A 21,303-nucleotide genomic window follows, 5' to 3' on the forward strand; every position below is an offset into this window, starting at 1 on the left:
CAGCGTGTTCACCGCAGCGGCACGAACATGTACGAGCCGTGCGGGCTCACGATCGTGCGCCCGTCCCTCCGCTCCACCAGCTGCATCGTCGACCGCACCGGGATCACCATCCGCGCGTCGTCGGCGAGCTGTGCGACGAGCTCGGCCGGAAGTGACCGTGCGGCGGCGGAGACCAGGATCCGTCGCCAGCCACCGACGACCCGACGCCCCAGGACACCATCGACCGCGCGCTCGACCGAGGCCCACGGCAGGTGATGGGCGGCGACGTTGGCAGCCCCCCAGTCCGCGAGCTGCGGGTCCAGCTCGAGACCGAGCACGCGGCCGTCAGGGCCGACGAGCCGCGCCAGGAGCGCCGTCGTCCAGCCGGAGCCCGCTCCGACGTCGAGCACGTGCGCACCCACCGGAACCTCGAGCAGGCGCAGCATCGCCGCGACCGTGCTCGGCTGGGAGCTCGTCTGGCCGTGCCAGAGCGGGAGCGGTCGGTCCTCCGACGCGTGCGCCCGCTGCTCCTCGGGGAGGAACCCGGTGCGCGCGAGCTGGTGCATCGCGTCGGCCACGTCGGCGGCGCGCTGCGGGTCCGCCCCCTCGCGCATCCCTCGAGCCTACGAGGGTCCGCGAGAGGAGGTCGGCGCGCCTTCGAGCGGGTCCGCCATAGGGGTGGTATTCCCGCCGCAGGTTCAGGAGCTCCGGGATCCTGCCGACTGCATCCATATGGGCACCGGCGTCGACCGTCTCGGTGCCCCGACGCGCTGCGCCGGGGCACGGCCGCTCGCGCGTCCGAGTGCCGGGTCCGGCTGCGTGCTAGCCGGCGCGCTGCTCGCTGGCGACGGGTGCCGCAGTGAGCGGCACAGCGGCGGGGATCCCGGTGCGCGGGATCTCGGCCGCGGCAGGTGCGGGCACGAACTTCGGCTTGCGGCCCGGGCGGCCGCGCTCGCGCCGGGTCTCGATGCCCTCGAGGGTCGTCGCGCGCCACACCGCCCCGCCGTTGAGGCGTCCGTCGGGCTGCGGGAGCCACGGGACCTTGCGGGAGAGCCAGACGCGGATGGTGGCGTGCTCGACGCCGAGACGGTCGGCCAACCGGGCGATGTCGTAGAGGTCGTCGAGGCCCCGAACGGGGGTCTCGGACGGGCTTTGCGGCGACTGGTCGGGGAGCACGGCGGCAGCCTAGCCGCCCGAACCTATGAATTGTGTAACGACACCGTAACGAGATCCACACGGGATCTCCCCCTCGTAGCGGCTAAAGGTGTCCTGGACGTTCGTCCGAAAGACTTAACGTGTCACGCATGAGTAACAAGTTTCCTCGACGAGGTCGGCCAGCGGGTGGCCGGCACGCTGCCCAGCGCCCGGAACCGGGCGCGCTGGGTCCAGTCGCCCCGCGCTCCGTCCGGCTCGCTCGCGGTGGTGTCGTCGCGGTCCTCGCGATGAGCCTGTGCGCCACCGTGGCGGCGACCGCCAGCGCCCGTGGGGGCGACGGCTTCGCCCTCGGCATCTCGCACACCGCCCGTACGGCCGCCCAGGTCGCCGAGGCCCGTGACGATGCTCTCGATGTCGCCACCAGCGCCGTAGAGGTCGCCCACGCCGTCCAGGTCGAGGGCAGCGAGGCCTCCGTCGACGCGGTGCAGCTCGCCGCGCTCGAGGCAGCGACGGTGAAGCTCAACGACCTCATCGAGGCTGTCGACCCGGACTCCGCAGCCGACGCCGCCGACGGGCTCGCCGCGGACTCGACCCCCGCCACCGACGCGGCTGCCGACGCCGCCGCGGACCCGGCCGCCGACGCTGCCGCAGACCCGTCTGCCGACGCTGCCGCAGACCCGGCCGCCGACGCTGCCGCGGACCCGTCCATGGATCCGGCCGCAGAGCCCGCCGCTGTGCCGGCCACCGAGTCGTACGACGCCCCGGCCGTGACCGCCGTGGCTGCCGACGGCACCGTAGGCAACCCGACGCCGGCCGCCCAGCCCATCGACGCTGCCGCAACGCCCACGGCCTCTCCCGCCGCCGACGCCGCACCGGCGCCGAGCCCGACGCCGTCGGTCATCCCCGCCCTCCCGCCGACCACGGGCATGGAGGACGAGGCCACCACGGAGCTCCGCGACGCCGTCGCCGCCGTCGCCGAGCTGGCCGCCACCGTGCGCGAGAGCGCGGAGGCCAACCGCGTCGCGGCCGCCGCTGCCGCGCAGGCCGCCGCCGAGGCCGCGTCTGCCGCTCAGGCACAGGCAGCTGCGGCCGCCGCTGCCGCGCAGGCTGCCGCCGAGGCCGCCGCCGCACAGCGCGCCGCGTGGAAGCAGTCCCTGCAGGGCTTCGCCAACGGCGAGATCCCCGACTCCGCCCTGTGCGGCGTCAGCTTCGACGCACAAGCCCGCATGCGTTGCGACGCCGCCGAGCAGCTCGAGGCGATGAACGTCGAGTACAAGGCGCACTTCGGCGTCGACATGGCCATCACGGACTCCTACCGCTCCTACGCGGGCCAGGTCTCGTGCGTCCGCACCAAGGGCAGCCTCTGCGCGAAGCCCGGCACCTCCAACCACGGGTTCGGCGTGGCCATCGACTTCGGCGGTGGCATCCAGACGTTCGGCTCCGCGCAGCACGAGTGGATGGACGAGCACGCGGGCTCCTGGCAGTGGGTCCACCCGGACTGGGCCGAGCCCAGCGGCAACCTGCCCGAGGCGTGGCACTGGGAGTACCACGGCTGACCGGTCATAGCATCGGGTCATGACCTCATCCGGGCACGGACGGACCTGGCCCCTGGTGGGGCGGGCGGCCGAGCTCGACGACCTCGACGAGCTGTTGTCGACCGTGGCCGGCGGCCAGGGCGTGACCGTCCTGCTCGAGGGCGAGGCGGGCGTCGGCAAGTCCAGCCTCGTCGAGGCGCTGCGTGGGTCCGCCCGGCTGCTCGACGTCCAGCTGAGCACGGCCAGGGCGTCCGACATGCGCTCGTGGCCGTTCGCGCTCCTGTCCGACGCCCTGCTGCAGACCTCGTCGCGGACCCCGCTCGAGACCGAGCTAGCGGCTCTCCTGGACGGGCTGTACGCGGCGCCGGCCATGCCCGACGGCGACGTCGCACGCGCGGCCGAGATGTTCGCCGACCTGCTGCGCAGGCGTGGCACGTCCCGTCCGTGGGCCCTGGTCCTCGAGGACGTGCACGAGTCCGACGCCGCGTCGCTCGACGTCCTGCTCCAGCTCGCGCACGAGGGGTCGCTGCACCAGGCCCTCGTCATCCTCACCATGCGGCCCGTACCGTTCCGGCCCGGGCTGGCCGCCGTCGTGGCCGCCTGGACGCGCGCCGGGGCCCGGCACCTGGAGCTGCGGCCGCTGAGCGGCAGGGCGACGGTCGAGCTCGCGGAGCACCTTGTCGGGGGTCCCATCGGGCCGTCCCTGCGCGGCACGCTCGCGACGACGGGCGGCAACCCGCGGTTCGTCGCGGACGTCGTGCGGACCGCGCGCTCGTCCGGCGTGCTCGTCACGGTCGACGGCACCCACGACGCGGCGGGCTCGGACTGGCTCGTTCCCCTGGACGAGGTGGTGCGCCGGCGGCTCGAGTACCTCGGCAACGACGTGCTGCTCCTGCTCGGGCAGGCGTCCGTGCTGGGCACGTCGTTCGTGATGACGGATCTCGCCCTGCTCGCGCAGGAGCCCGTCGCGGACTGCTGGCGGACCCTGCGGCACGGTCTGGCGGCGGGCGTCGTCCGGGCGCGCGGCGACCGGCTGGTGTTCGGGCACGACCTCGTCCGGGCGGCCCTGTACAACGGGTTGGCCGCCGACGACCGGCGTGCGCTGCACGCGCGCGCCGCTGTCGCCCTGCGCGAGGCCGGTGCGCCTGCGCAGATCGTCTCGGCCCACCTCGACCGCGCGCGCTGACCGCCGCGGCAACCTAGCGTGTGAGGTCTGCCAGACCGTCCGATCGAAGGAGAACCCATGGCAACCCGCACAGCTCGCACCGCATGGAACGGCACCCTGCCCGGGGGAAGCGGGCAGGTGGAGCTGACCAGCTCGGGGATCGGCACGTTCGACGTGTCGTTCCCTCGTCGTACCGCCGACTCGGCTGAGGGGACGACGAGCCCCGAGGAGCTCATCGCCGCAGCCCACTCCTCCTGCTACTCCATGGCGCTGGCCGGCGAGATCGCGAACGGCGGCGGGACCCCCATCGCGCACCAGGTGACCGCCGACGTCACGCTGACCCCCGACCCGGCCGGTGGCCTGCGCATCAGCGCGATCCACCTGACCGTCCGCGCCGAGGTCGAGGGGATGGACGCCGATGGCTTCCAGGCCGCCGCCCAGGCCGCCAAGAAGGGCTGCCCGGTCAGCAAGGCCCTCACGGGCACGGAGATCACCCTGGACGCCGCCCTCGACTGACCCACCCGTCCCGCGACGTCCGCGCTCGTGCTTGCCCATGGCCCTCACGAGCGCGGACGTTGCAGCACCCAGCCCGCGACGGCTGCACGGGACAGGCCCGGAACGCTCGGGCGTGCACCTCGGTGGCCGTGCGTCGGCGTCAGGTTGGTCACGTCGCGTGGATACCTGTGCCGGGTGGCCGGGTGCGGTGCGAGACTGCGCGGGTGGTGGCCGTGACCGAGACCGTGACCGTCGACAGCGCGCAGGTCGTCGCGGAGCTGCGTTCCGTGATGCGTGGCGTCGTCGACGACTCCACGCGCCGACGCGCGGAGTACTCGACCGACGCGTCCAACTACCGCGTCGTCCCGCAGGTCGTCGCGTTCCCGCAGGACACCGACGACGTCGAGGCGGCCCTCGAGGTCTCGCGGACTCTCGGCGTCCCCCTGACCGCGCGCGGCGGCGGCACGTCGGTGGCGGGCAACGCGGTCGGGACCGGCATCGTGCTCGACTTCTCGCGGCACGTGAACCGGATCCTCGACATCGACCCGTCCGCGCAGACCGCCCGGATCGAGCCCGGCGTCGTGATGGCGAACCTCCAGAAGGCCGCCGCGCCGCACGGCCTGCGGTTCGGGCCGGACCCGAGCACGCAGGCCCGCGCGACCCTCGGCGGGATGATCGGCAACAACGCGTGCGGCCCGCGCGCGGTCGCGTACGGCCGCACGGCGGACAACGTCCTCGCGCTCGACATGGTCGACGGCACCGGCCGGCGCTTCGAGGCCCGCTCCGGCCCGGGGGCGCTCGACGTGGTCCCGGGTCTCGACGAGCTCGTCCGCGCCCACCTCCAGGTCATCCGGACCGAGCTCGGCCGCTTCGGCCGACAGGTCTCGGGGTACTCGCTCGAGCACCTGCTGCCCGAGAAGGGCACGGACCTGGCCAAGGCGCTCGTGGGCACCGAAGGGACGGTCGGCACGCTGCTCGGCGCGACCGTCCGGCTGGTCCCGATCGCCGCCGCTCCCGTGCTCGTCGTGCTCGGCTACCCCGACATGCCCGCGGCCGCCGACGCCGTCCCCGCGCTGCTCGCGCACTCCCCGCTCGCGATCGAGGGCATGGACTCGCGCCTGGTGGACGTGGTCCGGCGCGTCCGCGGCGCCGCCGCGGTCCCCACGCTGCCGCCGGGCGGCGGGTGGCTGATGGTCGAGGTCGGTGGCTCCGACCTGGACGAGGCGCTCGCGCGGGCGCACGCGCTCGCGGCCGACGCGGGCACCACCGCGGTCGGCCTCTTCCCGCCCGGTCCCGACGCCGCCCGCATGTGGCGGATCCGCGAAGACGGCGCCGGCCTGGGCGGTCGGACGCCGTCGGGCGAGCAGGCCTGGCCGGGCTTCGAGGACTCGGCGGTGCCACCCGAGCGCCTCGGCGCGTACCTGCGCGAGCTCGAGACACTCATGGCGTCGCACCGCGTGGACGGCCTGGCGTACGGGCACTTCGGTGACGGCTGCGTGCACCTGCGCCTCGACATCCCGCTCGGACGGTCGGGCAACCCGCTGCGCGCCTTCATGGAGGATGCCGCGGCGCTGGTGGCCTTGCACGGCGGGTCGCTGTCGGGCGAGCACGGCGACGGGCGGGCTCGGTCCGAGCTGCTGTCGGTCATGTACTCGCCCAAGACGATCGACCTGTTCGGCGCGTTCAAGGACCTGTTCGACCCGCGCGACCTGCTCAACCCCGGCGTCCTCGTGAGGCCGCGACCTCTGGATGCCGACCTGCGCCGCCCCTGGGCCCGCCCTCTGCTGGCCGACGGGCACGGGTTCTCGTTCGCGCACGACGCGGGCGACCTGACGACGGCCCTGCACCGCTGCGTCGGCGTCGGCAAGTGCCGTGCGGACAGCACTGCGGCCGGCGGCTTCATGTGTCCGTCCTACCTGGCGACGAAGGACGAGAAGGACTCGACCCGTGGACGGGCCCGCGTGCTGCAGGAGATGGCGAACGGCACGCTCGTCTCCGGGGGCTGGTCGTCGCCCGAGGTGCACGAGTCGCTCGACCTGTGCCTGAGCTGCAAGGCGTGCTCGTCGGACTGTCCCGCAGGCGTCGACATGGCTCAGTACAAGTCCGAGGTGCTCCACCGTACATATCGCGGGAAGCTGCGTCCGGTGTCGCACTACGCGCTCGGTTGGCTACCCCGGTGGGCGCGCCTGATCACCGGCGTGCCCGGCCTGGCCGCGCTAACAAACACCGTGCTCGGCATCCGCCCGGTCGCCAAGGCCGTCCTCGCGGGTGGCGGCATGGACACGCGTCGGCAGATGGTCACGTTCGCCCGCCAGCCGTTCCGGACCTGGGCCAAGGGGGAGGGCCGCGACGAGGTGACGGTCACCCCCGCGAGGGGCGCGAACGACGTCGACAGCGGTGAGGGGCGCAAGACCAAGGTGCTGCTCTGGACGGACTCGTTCTCCGACACCCTCTCGCCGACCGTCGCGCACGCAGCAGTCGCGGTGCTGCGCGACGCCGGGTACGAGGTGCTCGTTCCCGAGGACGACGCCTGCTGCGGCCTGACCTGGATCAGCACGGGTCAGCTCGACGGTGCACGCCGGCAGCTCAGCCACCTGCTCGGTGTCCTCGGACCGTTCGCGGTCAACGGCATCCCGATCGTCGGCCTGGAGCCGTCCTGCACCGCGGTGCTGCGCTCGGACCTGCGCGACCTGTTCCCCGACGACCCGCGCGCCGTCGCGGTCGCGCGCGAGACCCGAACGCTCGCCGAGCTGCTCACCGCGCCTGCGCCCATCGGGCCGGGTGACCGCTGGCAGGTGCCCGACCTGTCCGACGTCACCGCCGTCGTCCAGCCGCACTGCCACCACCACTCGGTGATGACGTGGAACCCCGATCGCCAGCTGCTCACGGACGCGGGCGCACAGTTCTCCGCCCTGGCCGGGTGCTGCGGCCTCGCGGGGAACTTCGGCATGGAGAAGGGCCACTACGACGTGTCCGTCGCGGTCGCCGAGAACTCGCTCCTGCCGGCTCTGCGCGACGCCGCACCCGGCGACGTCTACCTCGCCGACGGGTTCTCCTGCCGCACGCAGGGCGAACAGCTCGCCGGCGTCGAGGGCGTCCACCTGGCCGAGCTGCTCGCGGCGCACCTGAGCACCCGCGAACCCACGGCCTGACTCGGTCACGGTTGAGCTGGCTAACGGTGGCTAGGCGTTAGCCGGCTAACGGTGGCCGGGCGTTAGCGGGGCTAACAGTCGGCAGGTCGACTCACTGTCGGTCCCGGAGCGGACGGCGGCCGACGGAATGGACACCGGCGGCTCGGCCGACCAGGGTGGACGCATGCTCGTTGCCTTCTCCGTCGCCCCGCTCGGTGCGGGCGAGTCCGTGACCGCCGCCGTCGCCGATGCCGTCCGCATCGTCCGTGAGTCGGGCCTGCCGAACCAGACCGACGCCATGTTCACCACGCTCGAGGGGGAGTGGGACGAGGTGATGGACGTGGTCAAGCGGGCCACCGAGGCGGTCGGCCGGCACGGCCACCGGGTCAGCCTCGTGCTCAAGGCGGACATCCGCCCGGGCCACACCGGTGAGCTCACGGGCAAGGTCGCGCGGGTCGAGGCCGCGCTCGCCGAGGACTGAGTCGAGCCTTGGCCACACGCTTCGGGGTGTGCTTCTCGCCACGATCGGGTTGAGGAATTCGTCGCATCCGGGTGATCCCGGCGATCTCTCCGCGACGCGTCCGCCAGAGCGGCTGACGAGCACATCTCGCTGTGGGACAGTGTGCTCGCACGCGTGAACCGACGGGCTCCGCGGGCGGCGAAGACGATCGTGCCGCGGGCCGCGGCGTGCCCAGGAAAGGCCGTACTGATGCCGATCTTCGAGCTCGACGAGGGCCGACCGCGCCTTGTCCAGCCGATGCAGCCCCTGGCCGGATCGTTCGCGCAGGAGGCCGCCGCTCTCCTGACCCACCACCTTGCCGCGATCGCCGGAGAACCCCTGTTCGCGGTGCGCTCGCGGACCGCTGCGCCCGACCACGCGGACCTGCCGGCGCTGCTGGCGCTGGACGCCACCGGTCGGTCGGTCGTGATCGACGTGGGCCAGGTCCTCGACGACGACGCGATCGTCTCGGCACTGCGGCACGCCGGCAGCGCGTCGCGGATGACGACGACCGACCTCGCGCGTGCCTACCACCCGGACCCCAGCCGCTTCGCGATCGACTTCGCCGCGTTCCGCGAGCAGGCGGCCTTCGGGGTCCAGTCGACGCGCCGCGAGGGCGTCCGCCTGATCCTTCTCTGCTCGGAGGTCGCCGCCGAGGCGAGCGACACGCTCGGCTTCCTGCGCGGACCGGGCCGGCACGTGGACATCCTGCAGGTCGGCGTCGTGCGCGGCGAGGACGAGCGCCGCCTGCTCGACGTGTCGCCGCTGGCCACGCACGAGGGCGCCCGCCGGTCGGTCGAGCCCACCGCGCTGCGGCTGGTGCGGGCCAGCGAGGGCTTCGTGCCCGGCGGCCCGACGGGGTTCGAGCAGCCGCGCAAGCCGTCGTCGGGCGACCTGCGTGCCGTGACGCCTCCGCCTGCGCCGCCCACCGGGATCACCGAGCCCACACCGATCGTGCGTCGGTCCGTCCCGCAAGACGAGACGGTCCTCATCGAGCGTGTCGTCGACGAGGCGCCCGCGCCCGCCGCGTCCACGAACGGCCCGTCGACCGACAGCACGAGCACGTCCACGCTCGAGGCCCCCACGACGCTGACCCCGGTCGTCGGCCTGCGTGCGGCCCAGGACCAGACGCCGCCGTCGCGCGACCAGACGCCGTCGGACCAGGTCGTACCGCTCGACGTCGCACCGCTCGACGTCGCACCGCTCGACGTCGTGACGCCGCCCGCGGAAGCGTCGAACGACGTCGCAGGCCCGCCTCCGTCCGTTCCTGCCCGGAGCCACTCGCACGCGGCGGTCTCGAGCAACCAGCCCTACGTGCCGGAGTTCATCGTGGACACCCCGCGGCCGACGCAGCCGTCGACCGAGGCGTCGGCGTCGACGCGCGAGGTCGAGACGGTCTGGGCCGAGCTGGCCCGTGCCGCGAACCCGACGCAGTCCGCGCAGCCGCTGCGCCCGGCCCGCCCGGTCACGCGCCCGGCGACCCCGCTGCCGGTCGAGCACTACGGCGGTCCCGAGCGGACCGTCGGTAGTGGGTTGCCACTCGCAGTGCCCGAGCTCGCGACCTTGGCCAAGAGCCGCCGAGCCGTCACGACGTTGGTGTGGGTGCGCGAACGGCGCGGGCAGCGGATCGTCGCGACGCTGCGCTCGGACGGTCTGATCGAGCTGCCGACGGGCGAGGTCTACGCCGACCCGGACACCGCCGCGTCGGTCGCGGTCGCGTCGGAGAACCCGGTCGACGGCTGGCGCGCGTGGCGTCTGGGCGAGGGTGGTCCGACGCTGGCCGAGGCCACGGGCGTCATCCGCCCCTGACCGTCAGCCCCACCCGTACGCCGACACCCAGCGGTCGATCTCGGCGTAGAACCGCGAGCGCACGGGCAGCGGCGAGAGCGACAGGTCGTGCAGGCCGTCGCGGACCCGGATCACGGTCACGTTCGAGCCCAGCTGCACGGCTCGGCGCGCGAGCAGCTCGACGTCGAGAACCACGTCGGCGCCGCGCATGTCCTCGCTCCAGCGCGGGCTGATGATCGTGCGGTTCGAGCAGAGCATGACGATGGGCGACTCGATCGAGAGCCCGCGCGCGACCCGCGCATGGCCGATCGTGATCGCGCGCAACCAGCCGGCGCGCACCGGGAACGAGGGCGTCGGCCGCCACGTCGTGTTGTAGGTCCACTCGCCGCCGGTGGCCACGTCGAGCGTGCGCGCGTAGTAGCCCGGGTCGATGTTCGGCAACGGCGCCTTGGGCTGGAACCGGGCCAGGCGGGCGACGGCGGGACCGGACAGGTGCCGTAGGACCGACGACCCCTGGAGCTCGAGCCACGGGCTGTTGAGGACGAGGCCGCTGAGCTCGTCCGGGTGCCGCTGCGCCCACAGCGCGGCGATCAGGCCGCCCGTCGAGTGCCCCATGACCATGAGCCGGCCGTAGGCCCCGAGGTCCGTGCGGATGACGTCGAGAGAGGCCTCGAGCTCCTCGTCGTACGTGTCGAGGTCGGCCACGTAGCCGGGAGTCTGGTTCGGGCGCAGGCTGCGGCCGTACTTGCGCAGGTCCACCGCGTAGAACGCCACCCCGCGGGCGTGCCAGTACTCCGCGATCCCCGTCTGGAAGAAGTAGTCCGACCAGCCGTGGACGTAGAGGATCGCGCGCGACGGCCGTTGGGGTTCGGGGGTGGGCGGCGCGTATCTCACCAGCGTCGCCACCACGGGGCCCTCGTCGTCAGGCTGCAGCTCGAGCGTCAGCGCCTGGTAGTCGGGTCCGAGGACGTCCGGAACCCACTCGCTCACCCGTCGACCTCCAGCACGACCTTGCCGATCTGCTGGCCTTCCCAGAGACGACCCAGGGCAGCACGCGCGTCCGCCAGCGCGAACGTGGAGTCCACGAGCGGCCGCACGCCGGTCTGGGCCAGGAACGCCAGCAGGTGCTCCAGGTCGGTGCGCGACCCCATGGTCGTGCCGGCGACGGTGATCTCCTGGAAGAAGATCCGGGTCAGCTCGGCGGGTGCGGCGTCCCCGCTCGTCGCGCCCGCGACCACGATCGTCCCGCCCGGCTTCACCGACCGCACCGAGTGCGACCACGTCGCCCTGCCGACGCTCTCCAGGACGACGTCGACCCGCGGTACGCGCGCCCCCGGCTCCACCGCGGCGGCCGCGCCGAGGGCCAGGGCCCGGGAGCGGCGCTCCTCGTCGCGACCCGTCACGGTCACCTCGAGGCCGGCCGCCCTGCCGAGCAGGATCGCCGCCGTGGCGAGCCCGCCGCCCGACCCCTGGACCAGCACGCGCTGCCCGGGCGTCGCGCGGCCCGTCACGAAGAGCATCCGGTAGGCGGTCAGCCAGGCCGTCGGCAGGCACGCGGCCTCCGCGAACGACAGCTGCGAGGGCTTGTCGACGAGGTTGGCGCTCGGCACCGCGACCTGCTCCGCCAGCGTGCCGTCGTACTTCTCGGACAGCAGGCTGCGGGGCTCGTCGTCGGGCCCGCCCGCGAGGCTGCCGACCACGCCGTGCACGACGACCTCACGGCCGTCGGCGGTGACCCCGGCCGCATCCGTGCCCAGGATCATCGGCAGCTGCTCGGCGCGCAGGCCCACGCCGCGCAGCGACCAGAGGTCGTGGTGGTTCAGCGCCGCCGCGCGCACGTCGACGACGCTCCAGCCCGGTCGCGGCTCGGGAGCGGGACGGTCGCCCACGACCAGGCCGTTCAGTGGGTCGGACGAGTCGAAGCCGGCGGCGTAGGCAGCAATCACCGGCCCAACGTAGCCGGAGGTTCCCCCACGGCGCCGCACCTGTGATCCTTGGCCAGTGACCTCGGGATCGTTGACGATCGGGCGCGTCGTCGCCCGGATGGACCAGGTGCGCGCAGGGATGCCGCACAAGGACGGGCTCGGGGTGTTCCTCGACGTCTACCGGCGCGTCACCGAGCGCGTCGGGCAGCGCGTCGTGGACGGCACCTTCCAGGACCCCGCGTTCACCGAGGAGCTGGACGTGCGCTTCGCGGACCTGTTCCTCGACGTCCCGGAGGACCTCGCCGCGCACCGCAAGGTGTCGCGTGCGTGGGCTCCGCTGGTCGAGCGGCGGGCCGTGCCGGGCATCCTGCCCATCCAGTTCGCGCTCGCCGGGATGAACGCCCACATCAACCACGACCTCGCGCTCGCCGTGGTCGCGACGTGCACCGCGCGCGGCGTCGAGCCCGACGACGGCTCGATCCGCGCCGACTTCGAGAAGGTCAACGCGGTGCTCGCGGAGGTCGTGCGTCCGATCCGGCGGGCGTTCCTCGACGAGGCGGTCGTCAGGCACGGTGCCGCGGCCTCGCCGATCGCCGACATGGTCAGCAACTTCTCGATCGACAAGGCGCGCGACGCCGCGTGGGTGTCCGCCCTGACGCTCTGGCACCTGCAGGACATCGGCTTCCTGGAGCGCGCCGCCCGCGAGACCCTGGCGCGCTCGGTCGGCCTGGTGAGCCGCCAGCTGCTGGTCGTCGTCGAGCTGTAGAGGCGCCGGTCAGAGCAGTGGCAGCATCCGGCCGAGGTCCGGCACCGCGTCGCTGGTGTACCGGGCGTGCAGCGCGACGGCGAGCTCGTCGACGTCGTAGGGCAGGCGGCCCGCGGCCAGACGGACCCAGGTACGGGCGTCGGAGACCTCGAGGTCCCAGCCGCCGCGTGCGACGACGATGCGCAGCAGGGCGTCGGCGACGAGCTGCAGCGCGGCCGGCTCGACCGGGTCCACCCCGCGAGGCACGGACTGCGCCAGGTCGTCGGCGTGCACGACGAGCTCGAGGACCCGCGACACCGTCATCGTGCTGAGCATCACCGGTCCGCGGCGGGCCCGGACCACCCGGTCCTCGGGGCCCAGCTCGTCAAGCCGGTCGAACGCCGCCTTCGCCCGCTGGTCGACGCCGGCGAGCGGGTCGTCGGCGATCTCGACCGCGAGCTCGCGCGTGACCTGTGCGATCCCGGCCGCTCGCTCCGCGTAGGTCCCGACGTACTCGCCCAGGGTCAGCGGGACCGTGCCGTCGGGCAGCGGGACGCAGACCGCCAGGGCCTCCATCGCCCGGCCGAGGTGCGCGACCAGCTCGGCGACGGTCCAGCCGTCGAGCACCGACGGCTCGCCGGCGACCTGGTCGTCCACGACCTCGCCCACCCAGCGGCGCAGGCGTTCCCACTGGTCGTGCAGGGCGGCCGTGGCGTCGGCGAGCTCGCCGGAGGATGCGGACATGCCGCCATCCAACCGGACCGCTGGTCGCGCGTCGACCGCGACGGGTCTCAGCGGCGAGCCGACTCCAGGAACTCGTGGACGAGCGATCCGACGAGCTGCTCCTCGATGAGGAACCCGTCGTGGCCGTAGTCGGAGTGCACGGTGCGCAGGACCGCCCCGGGGATCTCGGCAGCGATGCGCTCGGACTGCGCGGGCGGGAAGAGCCGGTCCGAGTCGACGGCGATGACCAGCGCACGGGCCGTGACCGACGCGAGCGCCTCGCGGACGCCGCCGCGGTCGCGACCGAGGTCGTGCGTGATCATCGTGCGCGTCAGGATCACGTAGGTGTTGGCGTCGAAGCGTCGGGACAGCTTGTCGCCGTGGTGGTCGAGGTAGGACTGGACGGCGAACCGGCCGCCGTCCAACGGGTCCTCGGCGCCCTGCGGGATGCGGCCGAACCGCTGGTCCAGCTCGATGGCGCTTCGGTAGGTCTGGTGCGCGATCTGCCGGGCCAGGCCGAGGCCGACGTGCGGCCCCTCGCCGTCGGGGGCGTCGTAGTAGTCGCCGTCGCGGTAGTGGGGGTCGGCGCGCACGGCAGCGATCTGCGTGTGGAAGCCGGCGATCTGGTCGCCCGACGTCTGGGCGGCGGTCGCGATCGCGGCGATAGCGTCCACGCGCTCGGGCGCGCTCGCGGCCCACTCCAGGACGCGCAGGCCTCCGAGGGACGCACCGATGACCAGCGCCCACGAGTCGATGCCGAGCAGGTCCGCGAGACGGATCTCGGCGGCGACCTGGTCGCGCACCGTGAGCAGCGGGAACCTGCCGCCCCACGGGCGGCCGTCGGGTGCGACCGACGCCGGGCCGGTGGAGCCCTGGCAGCCGCCCAGCACGTTGGGGGCGACGACGAACCAGCGGTCGGTGTCGATCGGTGCGCCGGGACCGATCATCGACTGCCACCAGCCGGCCGTCGGGTGCCCGTCACCGGCAGGGCCGGTCACGTGCGAGTCGCCGGTCAGCGCGTGCAGGACCAGGACCGCGTTGCTGCCGTCCTCGTCGAGCGTGCCCCACGTCTCGTACGCGAGCCGGACCGCGGGGAGGCGGCCGCCCGACTCCAGCGCGAACGGTCCGAGGTCCGCGAACTGCCGACGACCCACCGGGTCCCCGTCGCGCCATGCGGCGCTCGCGGGCACGGCCGAGCGGTCGGGCCCCGAGGCGCGCGACGCGAGCGTCGCGGGGCGGGGCCGCTTCGTCGGGAAGGTGACGCTCGACTCGAAGCGCGGGCGCGCCGCCGGGCCGCCCGTGCCCTCGACGGAGGACTCGGGCGGCGTCGGCGGCGTGCTGCTGCTCATGCGGTGATCAGGCTCCCTTGGCGGCGCGGAAGCCCGCGTCCAGGTCAGCAAGGATGTCATCGATGTGCTCGATCCCCACAGCCAGGCGGACCAGTCCGGGTGTGACGCCGGACAACAGCTGCTCCTCCGGCGTCAGCTGGCTGTGCGTCGTCGAGGCGGGGTGGATGACCAGCGAGCGCACGTCGCCGATGTTGGCGACGTTCGAGTGCAGCTCCAGAGCCGACACGAACGCCTGACCCGCCTCGGTCCCGCCGTCGATCTCGAACGCGAGGACCGCGCCCGCGCCGCGGGGGGAGTACTTGAGCTGCGCGGCGTGCCACGGGCTCGACTCCAGGCCGGCGTAGTGCACCGTGCCGACGTCCTCGCGGGCCTCGAGCCAGGCGGCGACCTTCTCGGCGTTCTCGACGTGGCGCTCGACGCGCAGCGACAGGGTCTCGATGCCCTGCGCGATGAGGAACGCGTTGAACGGCGAGATCGCCGAGCCGAGGTCGCGCAGCAGCTGCACGCGCGCCTTGAGGATGAAGGACAGGTTGATCCCGAACAGCCCGCCGACGCCCAGGTCCCGGCCGAACACGAGGCCGTTGTAGGACGGGTCGGGGGTGTTGTAGTTGGGGAACCGCTCCGGGTACTGCGCGTAGTCGAACGAGCCGCCGTCGACGATCACGCCGCCGATCGCCGAGCCGTGCCCGCCCAGGTACTTGGTGGCGGAGTGCACGACGACGTCGGCGCCCCACTTGAGCGGGTTGATGAGGTACGGCGTGGCCACGGTGTTGTCGACGACCAGCGGGACGCCGTACTCGTGCGCGACGCCGGCGACGAGCTCGATGTCGAGGATGTCGGACTTCGGGTTCGGGATGGTCTCCGCGAAGAACAGCTTGGTGTTCGGGCGGATCGCGTCCTTCCACGCCTGCGCGTCGTGCGGGTCGGTGACGAACGTCGTCTCGATGCCGAGCTTCGGCAGCGTGTAGTGCAGGAGGTTGTACGTGCCGCCGTACAGCGACGGGCTCGCGACGATGTGGTCGCCGGCCTCGGCGATGTTCAGGATCGCGAACGTCTCGGCGGCCTGGCCGGACGACACGAGGAGCGCGCCGACGCCACCCTCCAGGGACGCGATGCGGTTCTCGACGACCTCCTGGGTCGGGTTGCCGATGCGCGTGTAGATGGGGCCGAGGTCCTGCAGGGCGAAGCGGGCGGCGGCGACCTTGGCGTCGGGGAAGACGAAGGACGTCGTCTGGTAGATCGGCAGGGCCCGGGCGCCGGTGGCCGGGTCGGCCGTCTGGCCGGCGTGGATCTGGCGGGTCTCGAAGTTCCAGCTCTCGTTGCTCATTGCTCTGTGCTCCTGGTCGTGTGGGAATGGTGATCCGCAGGAGGCCTCGGGCAGCCGACATCCGTCCCGCGAAGGGTGGGGAGTTGGGGCGCACGGCCCGAGCCATGGCTCGGGCGGGGGTTCAGGTCCGGCGGATCAGACGATGATCCGGCGACTTCCTGCCCGCGGGCACAGCCGAGCGTGCGCTGGTCAGCGACACATTCGGCAGGTCATGGAGCGACTGTAGGTCGCCTCGTCCGCGCTATGGAACTGCGGTCTCATCGATTGAGACGCCTTCACCCGTAGGTGGAGCCGTCGTCGGATCGTCGACCGGGCGACCCCGGCTGTTCGTCCTGCGGTTCCGCACAGGCCGCTCACAGATGCGGGGGATGGGGTCAACTGCATCGAATGCGCCACGCACGAGGGCGCCCCCATGAAAGGACGGGATGCGGACGGTGGCGCCCGTGTTCCAGCTCTACAGGTTCTCCGACGACGACGCCGTCTGGTGGCGCCTCGTCAGTCCCAACGGTCGGGGCATCGCACGCAGCACGCTGGCCCTGCCGAACGCGGACGCCGCACGAGACTCCGTCGAGGTCATCCGTGCGCTCGTCGGATCACTCGTCCCCGTCCTCCGCCTCACGGACGCCTACCGCTGGCACTGGGTGCTCACGGAGGCCGACGTGCCTGTGGTGCAGGGCATCGGCGACCAGGACCGGCGTGTGCGCTGCGCCCACGCGTGCCGCACGTTCGTCCAGCTCGCACCCGTCTCACCGCTCGACCCGGGCGTTGCGACGTTCCGACGCAACGCCGCCCCGGCCGTGAGCGCGCGGCGCACCGCGACGTGAGGCGTGCGGGGGTGCTCGTCGGCACGGTGGTCGCCGCCAACCTCGTGGTCCTGACGGCCATCGCGGCCACCCAGAGCGGACCTGGACCGACCAGGTGGACGGTGGCCGAGGGTGGCGTCGTGGCGACGAGCCCGCCGGTCCCCGTCGTGGCTGAGCCCGCGCCCATCGGTCCGGCGGAACCGGTCGCCGACCGCGGGCCGGCCCCGCTGCGCGCGTCGACCGACTGGGTCGCGCAGGTGTCCGCGTCGACAGGCGTCAGCCCGGTCGCGGTCGGGGCTTACGGGGCGGCGACCCTGACGCTCGAGCGCGACCGACCTGGCTGCCGGCTCGGCTGGCCGACGCTGGCGGGGATCGGGGCGATCGAGTCGGGCCACGGCACGCACGGCGGGGCCGTCCTCCTGGGCGACGGCCACCCCAGCGTGGCGGTCCTGGGTCCGGCGCTCGACGGAGACGACGGGACCGCGGCGATCCCCGCGAGGCCCGACGACACAGCGTGGACGCAGGACCCGGTCTGGGCGCACGCCGTCGGACCCATGCAGTTCCTGCCCTCGACCTGGCGACGCTGGGAGTCCGACGGGGACGGCGACGGTCTGCTCGACCCCCACGACCTCGACGACGCCGCCCTCGCCGCCGGACGGTACCTCTGTGCGTCAGGCGCCGACCTGACCACGGGCGACGGGTGGTGGGCCGCGGTCCGCTCCTACAACCACGACGACGCGTACGTGGCGTCGGTCCTGGCGACGGCGAACAGCTACGCCGCACGGTCGTGACCCTCGTCGGAGGTCGCTACAGGCTCGGGCCGCTGCTCGGCCGCGGCGGCTCGGCTGACGTGCACGAGGCGCTCGACGTGGTCCTCGACCGGCCGGTTGCGGTCAAGATGGCGCGCGACGGGGGCGCAGCCGGCACGGATCCGGCCCTGCGGGCCGCCGCGCGCCTGCGACACCCGAACATCGTCGCGATCCTCGATGCAGGGACCTACGACGGTCGCAGGTACGTGGTGCTCGAGCTGGTCGAGGGGTTGACGCTCGACGCGATGCTCCGGTCCGGCCCCGTGAGCACCTTCGACGCGCTCACGGTCGTGGGTGCCGTGCTCGACGCGCTCGCCCACGCGCACCGGCACGGCGTGCTGCACCTCGACCTGTCGCCCTCGAACATCATGGTCGGGACCGTGGACGGGGAGCCGCAGCCGTCGACGGTCCTCGTCCTCGACCTCGACGGCAGCCGCGTGCCCACTCCGGGCGACGGCTCGGTGACCGTCAGCCCCGAGTACGCGGCCCCCGAGATCGCCACGGCCACGGCCGCCGACGAGCGCTCGGACGTCTACTCGGTCGGTGCGCTCCTGTACCTGCTGCTCACCGGGCATCCGCCCTTCGAACGGTCCGACCCGGCCGACGTCCTGCGGGCGCAGGTCTCCGAGATCGCGCCCCGCCCGTCCGACCGGGCGCCAGCCGTCCCGGCCGCCGTCGATCGGATCGTCGCCCGAGCGCTCGCCAAGGACCCTGCGGCGCGCTTCGGCTCCGCCGAGGCGATGTGCGCCGCAGTCGGAAGGGCGCTGTCGGTGCTGCGCCCACGGACGGCTGCACCGGCAGCGGTCACCGCACCGGCGCCGTCGACCACCAGACGGCTCCCCGTCGTCCCGCCCGCGGCCCCGCCTCGGGCAGCCGTCGCGCCCAGACGCAGGATGATCCCGGTCGTGGTCGCGGTGCTGCTCGGGAGCGCGGTCGTCGGCGGCCTCGCGCTGCTCCGGCCCTCGGCCGACGAGGCGCAGGGAGGTCCCGTCGTCGTGACCCCGACGACGACGGCACCGACCCCCGCGCCGACGCCGACCGAGGCGTCGCCGCCCCCGTCGAAGCAGGAGCCCGACGACCACGTGACGCTGCCGGACGTGGCTGGCCTCGACGTCGGAGCGGCGCAGGAGGCGCTCGCGGGCCTGGGTCTTCTGCTCGACGTCGCGGGGGAGCAGGACTCGCCCGCAGCCCGGGGAACCGTGCTGGCCGTCGAGCCGACGGTGGGACACGCGGTGCCGCCGGGTGCGACGGTGCACGTGATCGTCGCCTCCGGGTTCACCGTCGTGCCCGTCGTCCTGGGTCAGGCGCCCGAGGCGGTCGACGGGGCGCTCGTCGCCGCGGGACTCGTCCGGGACGCCACGGTGCTCACGGACGTCGACGAGGAAGCCCTCGCGGGCTCGGTCCTGCGCGCCGTCCCGCCCTCCGGCTCCCGGGTGCCGGTCGGTACCCGACGAGGCTCGTCCTGGTGGCTCACGTCGCTCCGACCCCGACGCCGAGCGCGACACCCACGGACGGTCCGTCCGCGACGCCGACGCCGACGCCTTCCATCGAGCCGGCGCCGTGATCGTCGGCGTGCCGTCCCGCGTTCACCCGTCGTCAGTCCCTACGTCGCCGACGGGGGCTCTACTGGCGTCGCGTCGCGACCGGCGACCGCCGATCCGGTACATCCGGCCGCCGCGCGAGAGGAGAACGACCAGGTGAGCACGGAGGTGCGCGAGGTCACGCCCCAGGCTGAGCCTGCGCGACCCCGGCCGCTCTCGACGAAGGCGACGGGCTCGGACTCCGTCTTCGTGAAGGGCACGCGGGCGGTCGCGGCGACGGTGCTCGTCATCACCGGTGGCATCGGGGTCTTCCTGGCCAGCCAGTCGATCCCGACGCTGCGTCACTATGGGTTCAGCTTCTTCACCGAGACCCAGTGGGCCCCCGAGACGGACACCGTCGGCATCGCAGCCGTGCTCGTCGGGACCGTCACGGTCGCGCTCGTCGCCATGAGCGTGGCGTTCCCGCTCTCGCTGGCCACCGCCCTGTACATCAGCGAGTTCGCGCCGCCCAAGGTGCGCTCGACCCTCGTCTCGATGGTCGACCTCATGGCCGCGGTGCCGAGCATCATCTACGGGCTCTGGGGGTTCTTCCTCCTGCAGCCCCACGCGAGCGCGATCGCCCGGTTCCTGCACGCCAACTTCGGCTGGATCCCCATCTTCGCCGTGGACGCCGACCCGGACGCCGCCCAGTGGGAGCAGACGAGGTACACGGCGTCGGCGTTCATCGCCGGGCTCGCCGTCGCGATGATGGTCCTGCCGATGGCGTCGTCGGTCATGCGCGAGGTGTTCTCCTCAGCGCCGCTCGGGGAGCGCGAGGGTGCGCTCGCACTCGGCTCGACGCGGTGGGGCGTGATCCGCTCGGTCGTCCTGCCCTTCGGGCGGGGCGGGATCATCGGCGGGACGATGCTCGGCCTGGGCCGGGCGCTGGGCGAGACCATCGCGGTGCTGATCATCGTCTCGCCGGCGTTCGACCTGAAGTTCCGACCACTGGAGATCGGCACCAACACGGTCTCGGCGCTGATCGCCGGCAGGTTCGGTGAGGCGTCGACCGCCCAGCTGTCGGCCCTGCTCACCGCGGGCTTCGTGCTCTTCTGCCTGACCTTGGTCATCAACACGCTCGCGGCGGTCGTGGTGTCACGGTCACGCTCGGGAGCCGGGACGGACATCTGATGGCGACCGACCTCGAGCTCACTGACGCCACCGAGGCGCCGACCCAGCAGGTGTCCATGCGGGAGGTACGCACGTTCGTCGTACCGCAGCGTGCGTACGAGCCGGGGTCGCAGCGTACGGTCCGCCGCCGCATGTCCGGGACCACGCCGGCCGACCGGCTGGCCTCCGTGGCGTGCATCGTCTCGGCGCTCGCCCTGGCGTGGCTCACCTGCTACCGGCTGCTGCCGTGGGGCACGCCCCTGGCCTTCGTCCTGACCTCGTTCATCTGCTACCTCGTCATCGTGACCACGGTGACGCACATCCTCACGCCCGGTCCTGCGGTGGGCGACCGCCTGGCCACGGCCGTCATCACGGGCGGCACGATCGTGGTCGGGATCGCCCTCGTGAGCACCGTCGTGTTCACGTTCGTGCGCGGATTCCCCGCCCTCATCCACCCCAACATGTGGTTCGACGACATGGCCGGCGTCGGCCCCCGCGACCCGCTCAGCAAGGGCGGCGTCGCGCACGCGATCGTGGGCTCGATCATCGAGATCTCCATCGCCGTGGTGATCACGGTGCCGCTCGCACTGGGCACGGCCGTGTACATGGTCGAGGTCGGGGGACGGTTCGCACGGGTCGTCCGGACGGTCGTCGAGGCGATGACCGCCCTCCCCTCGATCATCGCCGGCCTGTTCATCTACACCGTGCTCATCCTGCTGCTCGGCTTCCCCCGCTCGGGGTTCGCGGCAGCGCTGGCTCTCTCCGTGATGATGCTGCCCATCATCGCGCGGGCGGCCGACGTCGTCCTGCGGGTCGTCTCCTCCGGGCTCCGCGAGGCGAGCCTCGCGCTCGGCGCCTCCCGGTGGCGCACGGTGTGGCACGTCGTCCTACCTACCGCCCGACCCGGCCTGGCGACCGCACTGATCCTCGGCGTCTCTCGCGCGGTCGGCGAGACCTCGCCGGTGCTGCTCACGTCGGGCGCCGCGAGCTTCTTCGTGTTCAACCCGTTCGACGGGGTGATGAACTCCCTGCCCCTGTTCGTCTTCAGCACGGTGCGCACGGGCGAGGAGCTCTACGTGCAGCGCGGCTTCGCCGGCGCCTCGATCCTGCTGATCCTCGTCCTCATCCTGTTCGTCGTCACCCGTCTGCTCGCGCGCCAGCGGCGCGGGCGCTGATCCGCTCGGA

General features: G+C 73.3%; 18 protein-coding genes. 11 read left to right on the forward strand and 7 right to left on the reverse strand.

Features of this window, described 5'->3' with window-relative positions:
* Positions 1 to 8: 8 nt before the first annotated feature.
* Together AC1DPN_RS07345 and AC1DPN_RS07350 are read right to left on the reverse strand one after the other, a co-directional pair.
* The gene (locus tag AC1DPN_RS07345; RefSeq protein WP_477084082.1) at positions 9 to 593 is read right to left on the reverse strand and encodes a protein-L-isoaspartate O-methyltransferase family protein; all 585 of its coding nucleotides are present in this window, start codon (positions 591 to 593) and stop codon (positions 9 to 11) included.
* A gap of 208 nt (positions 594 to 801) precedes the next feature.
* The gene (locus AC1DPN_RS07350) at positions 802 to 1,155 is read right to left on the reverse strand and encodes a hypothetical protein (protein ID WP_477084083.1); all 354 of its coding nucleotides are present in this window, start codon (positions 1,153 to 1,155) and stop codon (positions 802 to 804) included.
* 128 nt (positions 1,156 to 1,283) lie between these two features.
* On the opposite strand from AC1DPN_RS07350, the gene AC1DPN_RS07355 reads away from it, so the two are divergent.
* The 6 genes from AC1DPN_RS07355 to AC1DPN_RS07380 all read left to right on the forward strand — a co-directional run bounded on the left by AC1DPN_RS07355 (position 1,284) and on the right by AC1DPN_RS07380 (position 9,768).
* Positions 1,284 to 2,690, forward strand: coding sequence for a M15 family metallopeptidase (locus AC1DPN_RS07355; protein WP_477084084.1), 1,407 nt, complete (start codon positions 1,284 to 1,286; stop codon positions 2,688 to 2,690).
* Between the two features lie 19 nt (positions 2,691 to 2,709).
* Positions 2,710 to 3,855, forward strand: coding sequence for an AAA family ATPase (locus AC1DPN_RS07360; RefSeq protein ID WP_477084085.1), 1,146 nt, complete (start codon positions 2,710 to 2,712; stop codon positions 3,853 to 3,855).
* Positions 3,856 to 3,912: 57 nt separating this feature from the next.
* The gene (locus tag AC1DPN_RS07365; RefSeq protein ID WP_477084086.1) at positions 3,913 to 4,350 is read left to right on the forward strand and encodes an OsmC family peroxiredoxin; all 438 of its coding nucleotides are present in this window, start codon (positions 3,913 to 3,915) and stop codon (positions 4,348 to 4,350) included.
* 269 nt (positions 4,351 to 4,619) lie between these two features.
* On the forward strand, positions 4,620 to 7,481 hold the full coding sequence (locus AC1DPN_RS07370) for an FAD-binding and (Fe-S)-binding domain-containing protein (protein WP_477084582.1): 2,862 nt from the start codon (positions 4,620 to 4,622) through the stop codon (positions 7,479 to 7,481).
* Positions 7,482 to 7,644: 163 nt separating this feature from the next.
* Positions 7,645 to 7,941 (forward strand): MTH1187 family thiamine-binding protein, encoded by a 297-nt coding sequence (locus AC1DPN_RS07375; protein WP_477084087.1) that lies wholly within the window; start codon positions 7,645 to 7,647, stop codon positions 7,939 to 7,941.
* A gap of 228 nt (positions 7,942 to 8,169) precedes the next feature.
* Positions 8,170 to 9,768 carry a restriction system modified-DNA reader domain-containing protein gene (locus AC1DPN_RS07380; protein ID WP_477084088.1) on the forward strand — a complete coding sequence of 533 codons (1,599 nt, stop codon included), beginning with the start codon at positions 8,170 to 8,172 and terminating at the stop codon, positions 9,766 to 9,768.
* A gap of 3 nt (positions 9,769 to 9,771) precedes the next feature.
* Here the strand turns inward: AC1DPN_RS07380 and AC1DPN_RS07385 are convergent, their stop codons facing one another.
* Positions 9,772 to 10,737 carry an alpha/beta hydrolase gene (locus AC1DPN_RS07385; protein WP_477084089.1) on the reverse strand — a complete coding sequence of 322 codons (966 nt, stop codon included), beginning with the start codon at positions 10,735 to 10,737 and terminating at the stop codon, positions 9,772 to 9,774.
* On the reverse strand, positions 10,734 to 11,693 hold the full coding sequence (locus AC1DPN_RS07390; protein ID WP_477084090.1) for a zinc-binding dehydrogenase: 960 nt from the start codon (positions 11,691 to 11,693) through the stop codon (positions 10,734 to 10,736). Before AC1DPN_RS07390 ends, AC1DPN_RS07385 begins: the two co-directional genes overlap by 4 nt.
* A 55-nt stretch (positions 11,694 to 11,748) precedes the next feature.
* On the opposite strand from AC1DPN_RS07390, the gene AC1DPN_RS07395 reads away from it, so the two are divergent.
* Positions 11,749 to 12,438 carry a DUF5995 family protein gene (locus AC1DPN_RS07395; RefSeq protein WP_477084091.1) on the forward strand — a complete coding sequence of 230 codons (690 nt, stop codon included), beginning with the start codon at positions 11,749 to 11,751 and terminating at the stop codon, positions 12,436 to 12,438.
* Between the two features lie 9 nt (positions 12,439 to 12,447).
* Here AC1DPN_RS07395 and AC1DPN_RS07400 read toward each other — a convergent pair whose 3' ends face one another.
* The 3 genes from AC1DPN_RS07400 to AC1DPN_RS07410 are packed head-to-tail and all read right to left on the reverse strand — an operon-like array spanning position 12,448 to position 15,816.
* A complete protein-coding gene (locus AC1DPN_RS07400; protein ID WP_477084092.1) occupies positions 12,448 to 13,161 on the reverse strand; it encodes a maleylpyruvate isomerase N-terminal domain-containing protein in 714 nt (237 codons plus the stop codon).
* A 47-nt stretch (positions 13,162 to 13,208) separates the two neighbouring features.
* Positions 13,209 to 14,489: a homoserine O-acetyltransferase MetX gene (metX, locus tag AC1DPN_RS07405; RefSeq protein WP_477084093.1), complete on the reverse strand. Its 1,281-nt coding sequence runs from the start codon at positions 14,487 to 14,489 to the stop codon at positions 13,209 to 13,211.
* Positions 14,490 to 14,496: 7 nt separating this feature from the next.
* Entirely contained in the window at positions 14,497 to 15,816 is a 1,320-nt protein-coding gene (locus AC1DPN_RS07410; protein WP_477084094.1) for a bifunctional o-acetylhomoserine/o-acetylserine sulfhydrylase, read from the reverse strand.
* Between the two features lie 443 nt (positions 15,817 to 16,259).
* Between AC1DPN_RS07410 and AC1DPN_RS07415 the strand changes: the two genes are divergently transcribed.
* The 4 genes from AC1DPN_RS07415 to pstA are packed head-to-tail and all read left to right on the forward strand — an operon-like array spanning position 16,260 to position 21,293.
* A complete protein-coding gene (locus AC1DPN_RS07415) occupies positions 16,260 to 16,640 on the forward strand; it encodes a hypothetical protein (protein WP_477084095.1) in 381 nt (126 codons plus the stop codon).
* Positions 16,637 to 17,410: a lytic transglycosylase domain-containing protein gene (locus AC1DPN_RS07420; RefSeq protein WP_477084096.1), complete on the forward strand. Its 774-nt coding sequence runs from the start codon at positions 16,637 to 16,639 to the stop codon at positions 17,408 to 17,410. Before AC1DPN_RS07415 ends, AC1DPN_RS07420 begins: the two co-directional genes overlap by 4 nt.
* Positions 17,407 to 20,139 carry a phosphate ABC transporter permease subunit PstC gene (gene pstC, locus AC1DPN_RS07425; RefSeq protein ID WP_477084097.1) on the forward strand — a complete coding sequence of 911 codons (2,733 nt, stop codon included), beginning with the start codon at positions 17,407 to 17,409 and terminating at the stop codon, positions 20,137 to 20,139. Before AC1DPN_RS07420 ends, pstC begins: the two co-directional genes overlap by 4 nt.
* On the forward strand, positions 20,139 to 21,293 hold the full coding sequence (gene pstA / locus AC1DPN_RS07430) for a phosphate ABC transporter permease PstA (RefSeq protein ID WP_477084098.1): 1,155 nt from the start codon (positions 20,139 to 20,141) through the stop codon (positions 21,291 to 21,293). Before pstC ends, pstA begins: the two co-directional genes overlap by 1 nt.
* Positions 21,294 to 21,303 lie beyond the last annotated feature (10 nt).

The organism is Cellulomonas sp. P4_H4 (assembly GCF_056400865.1).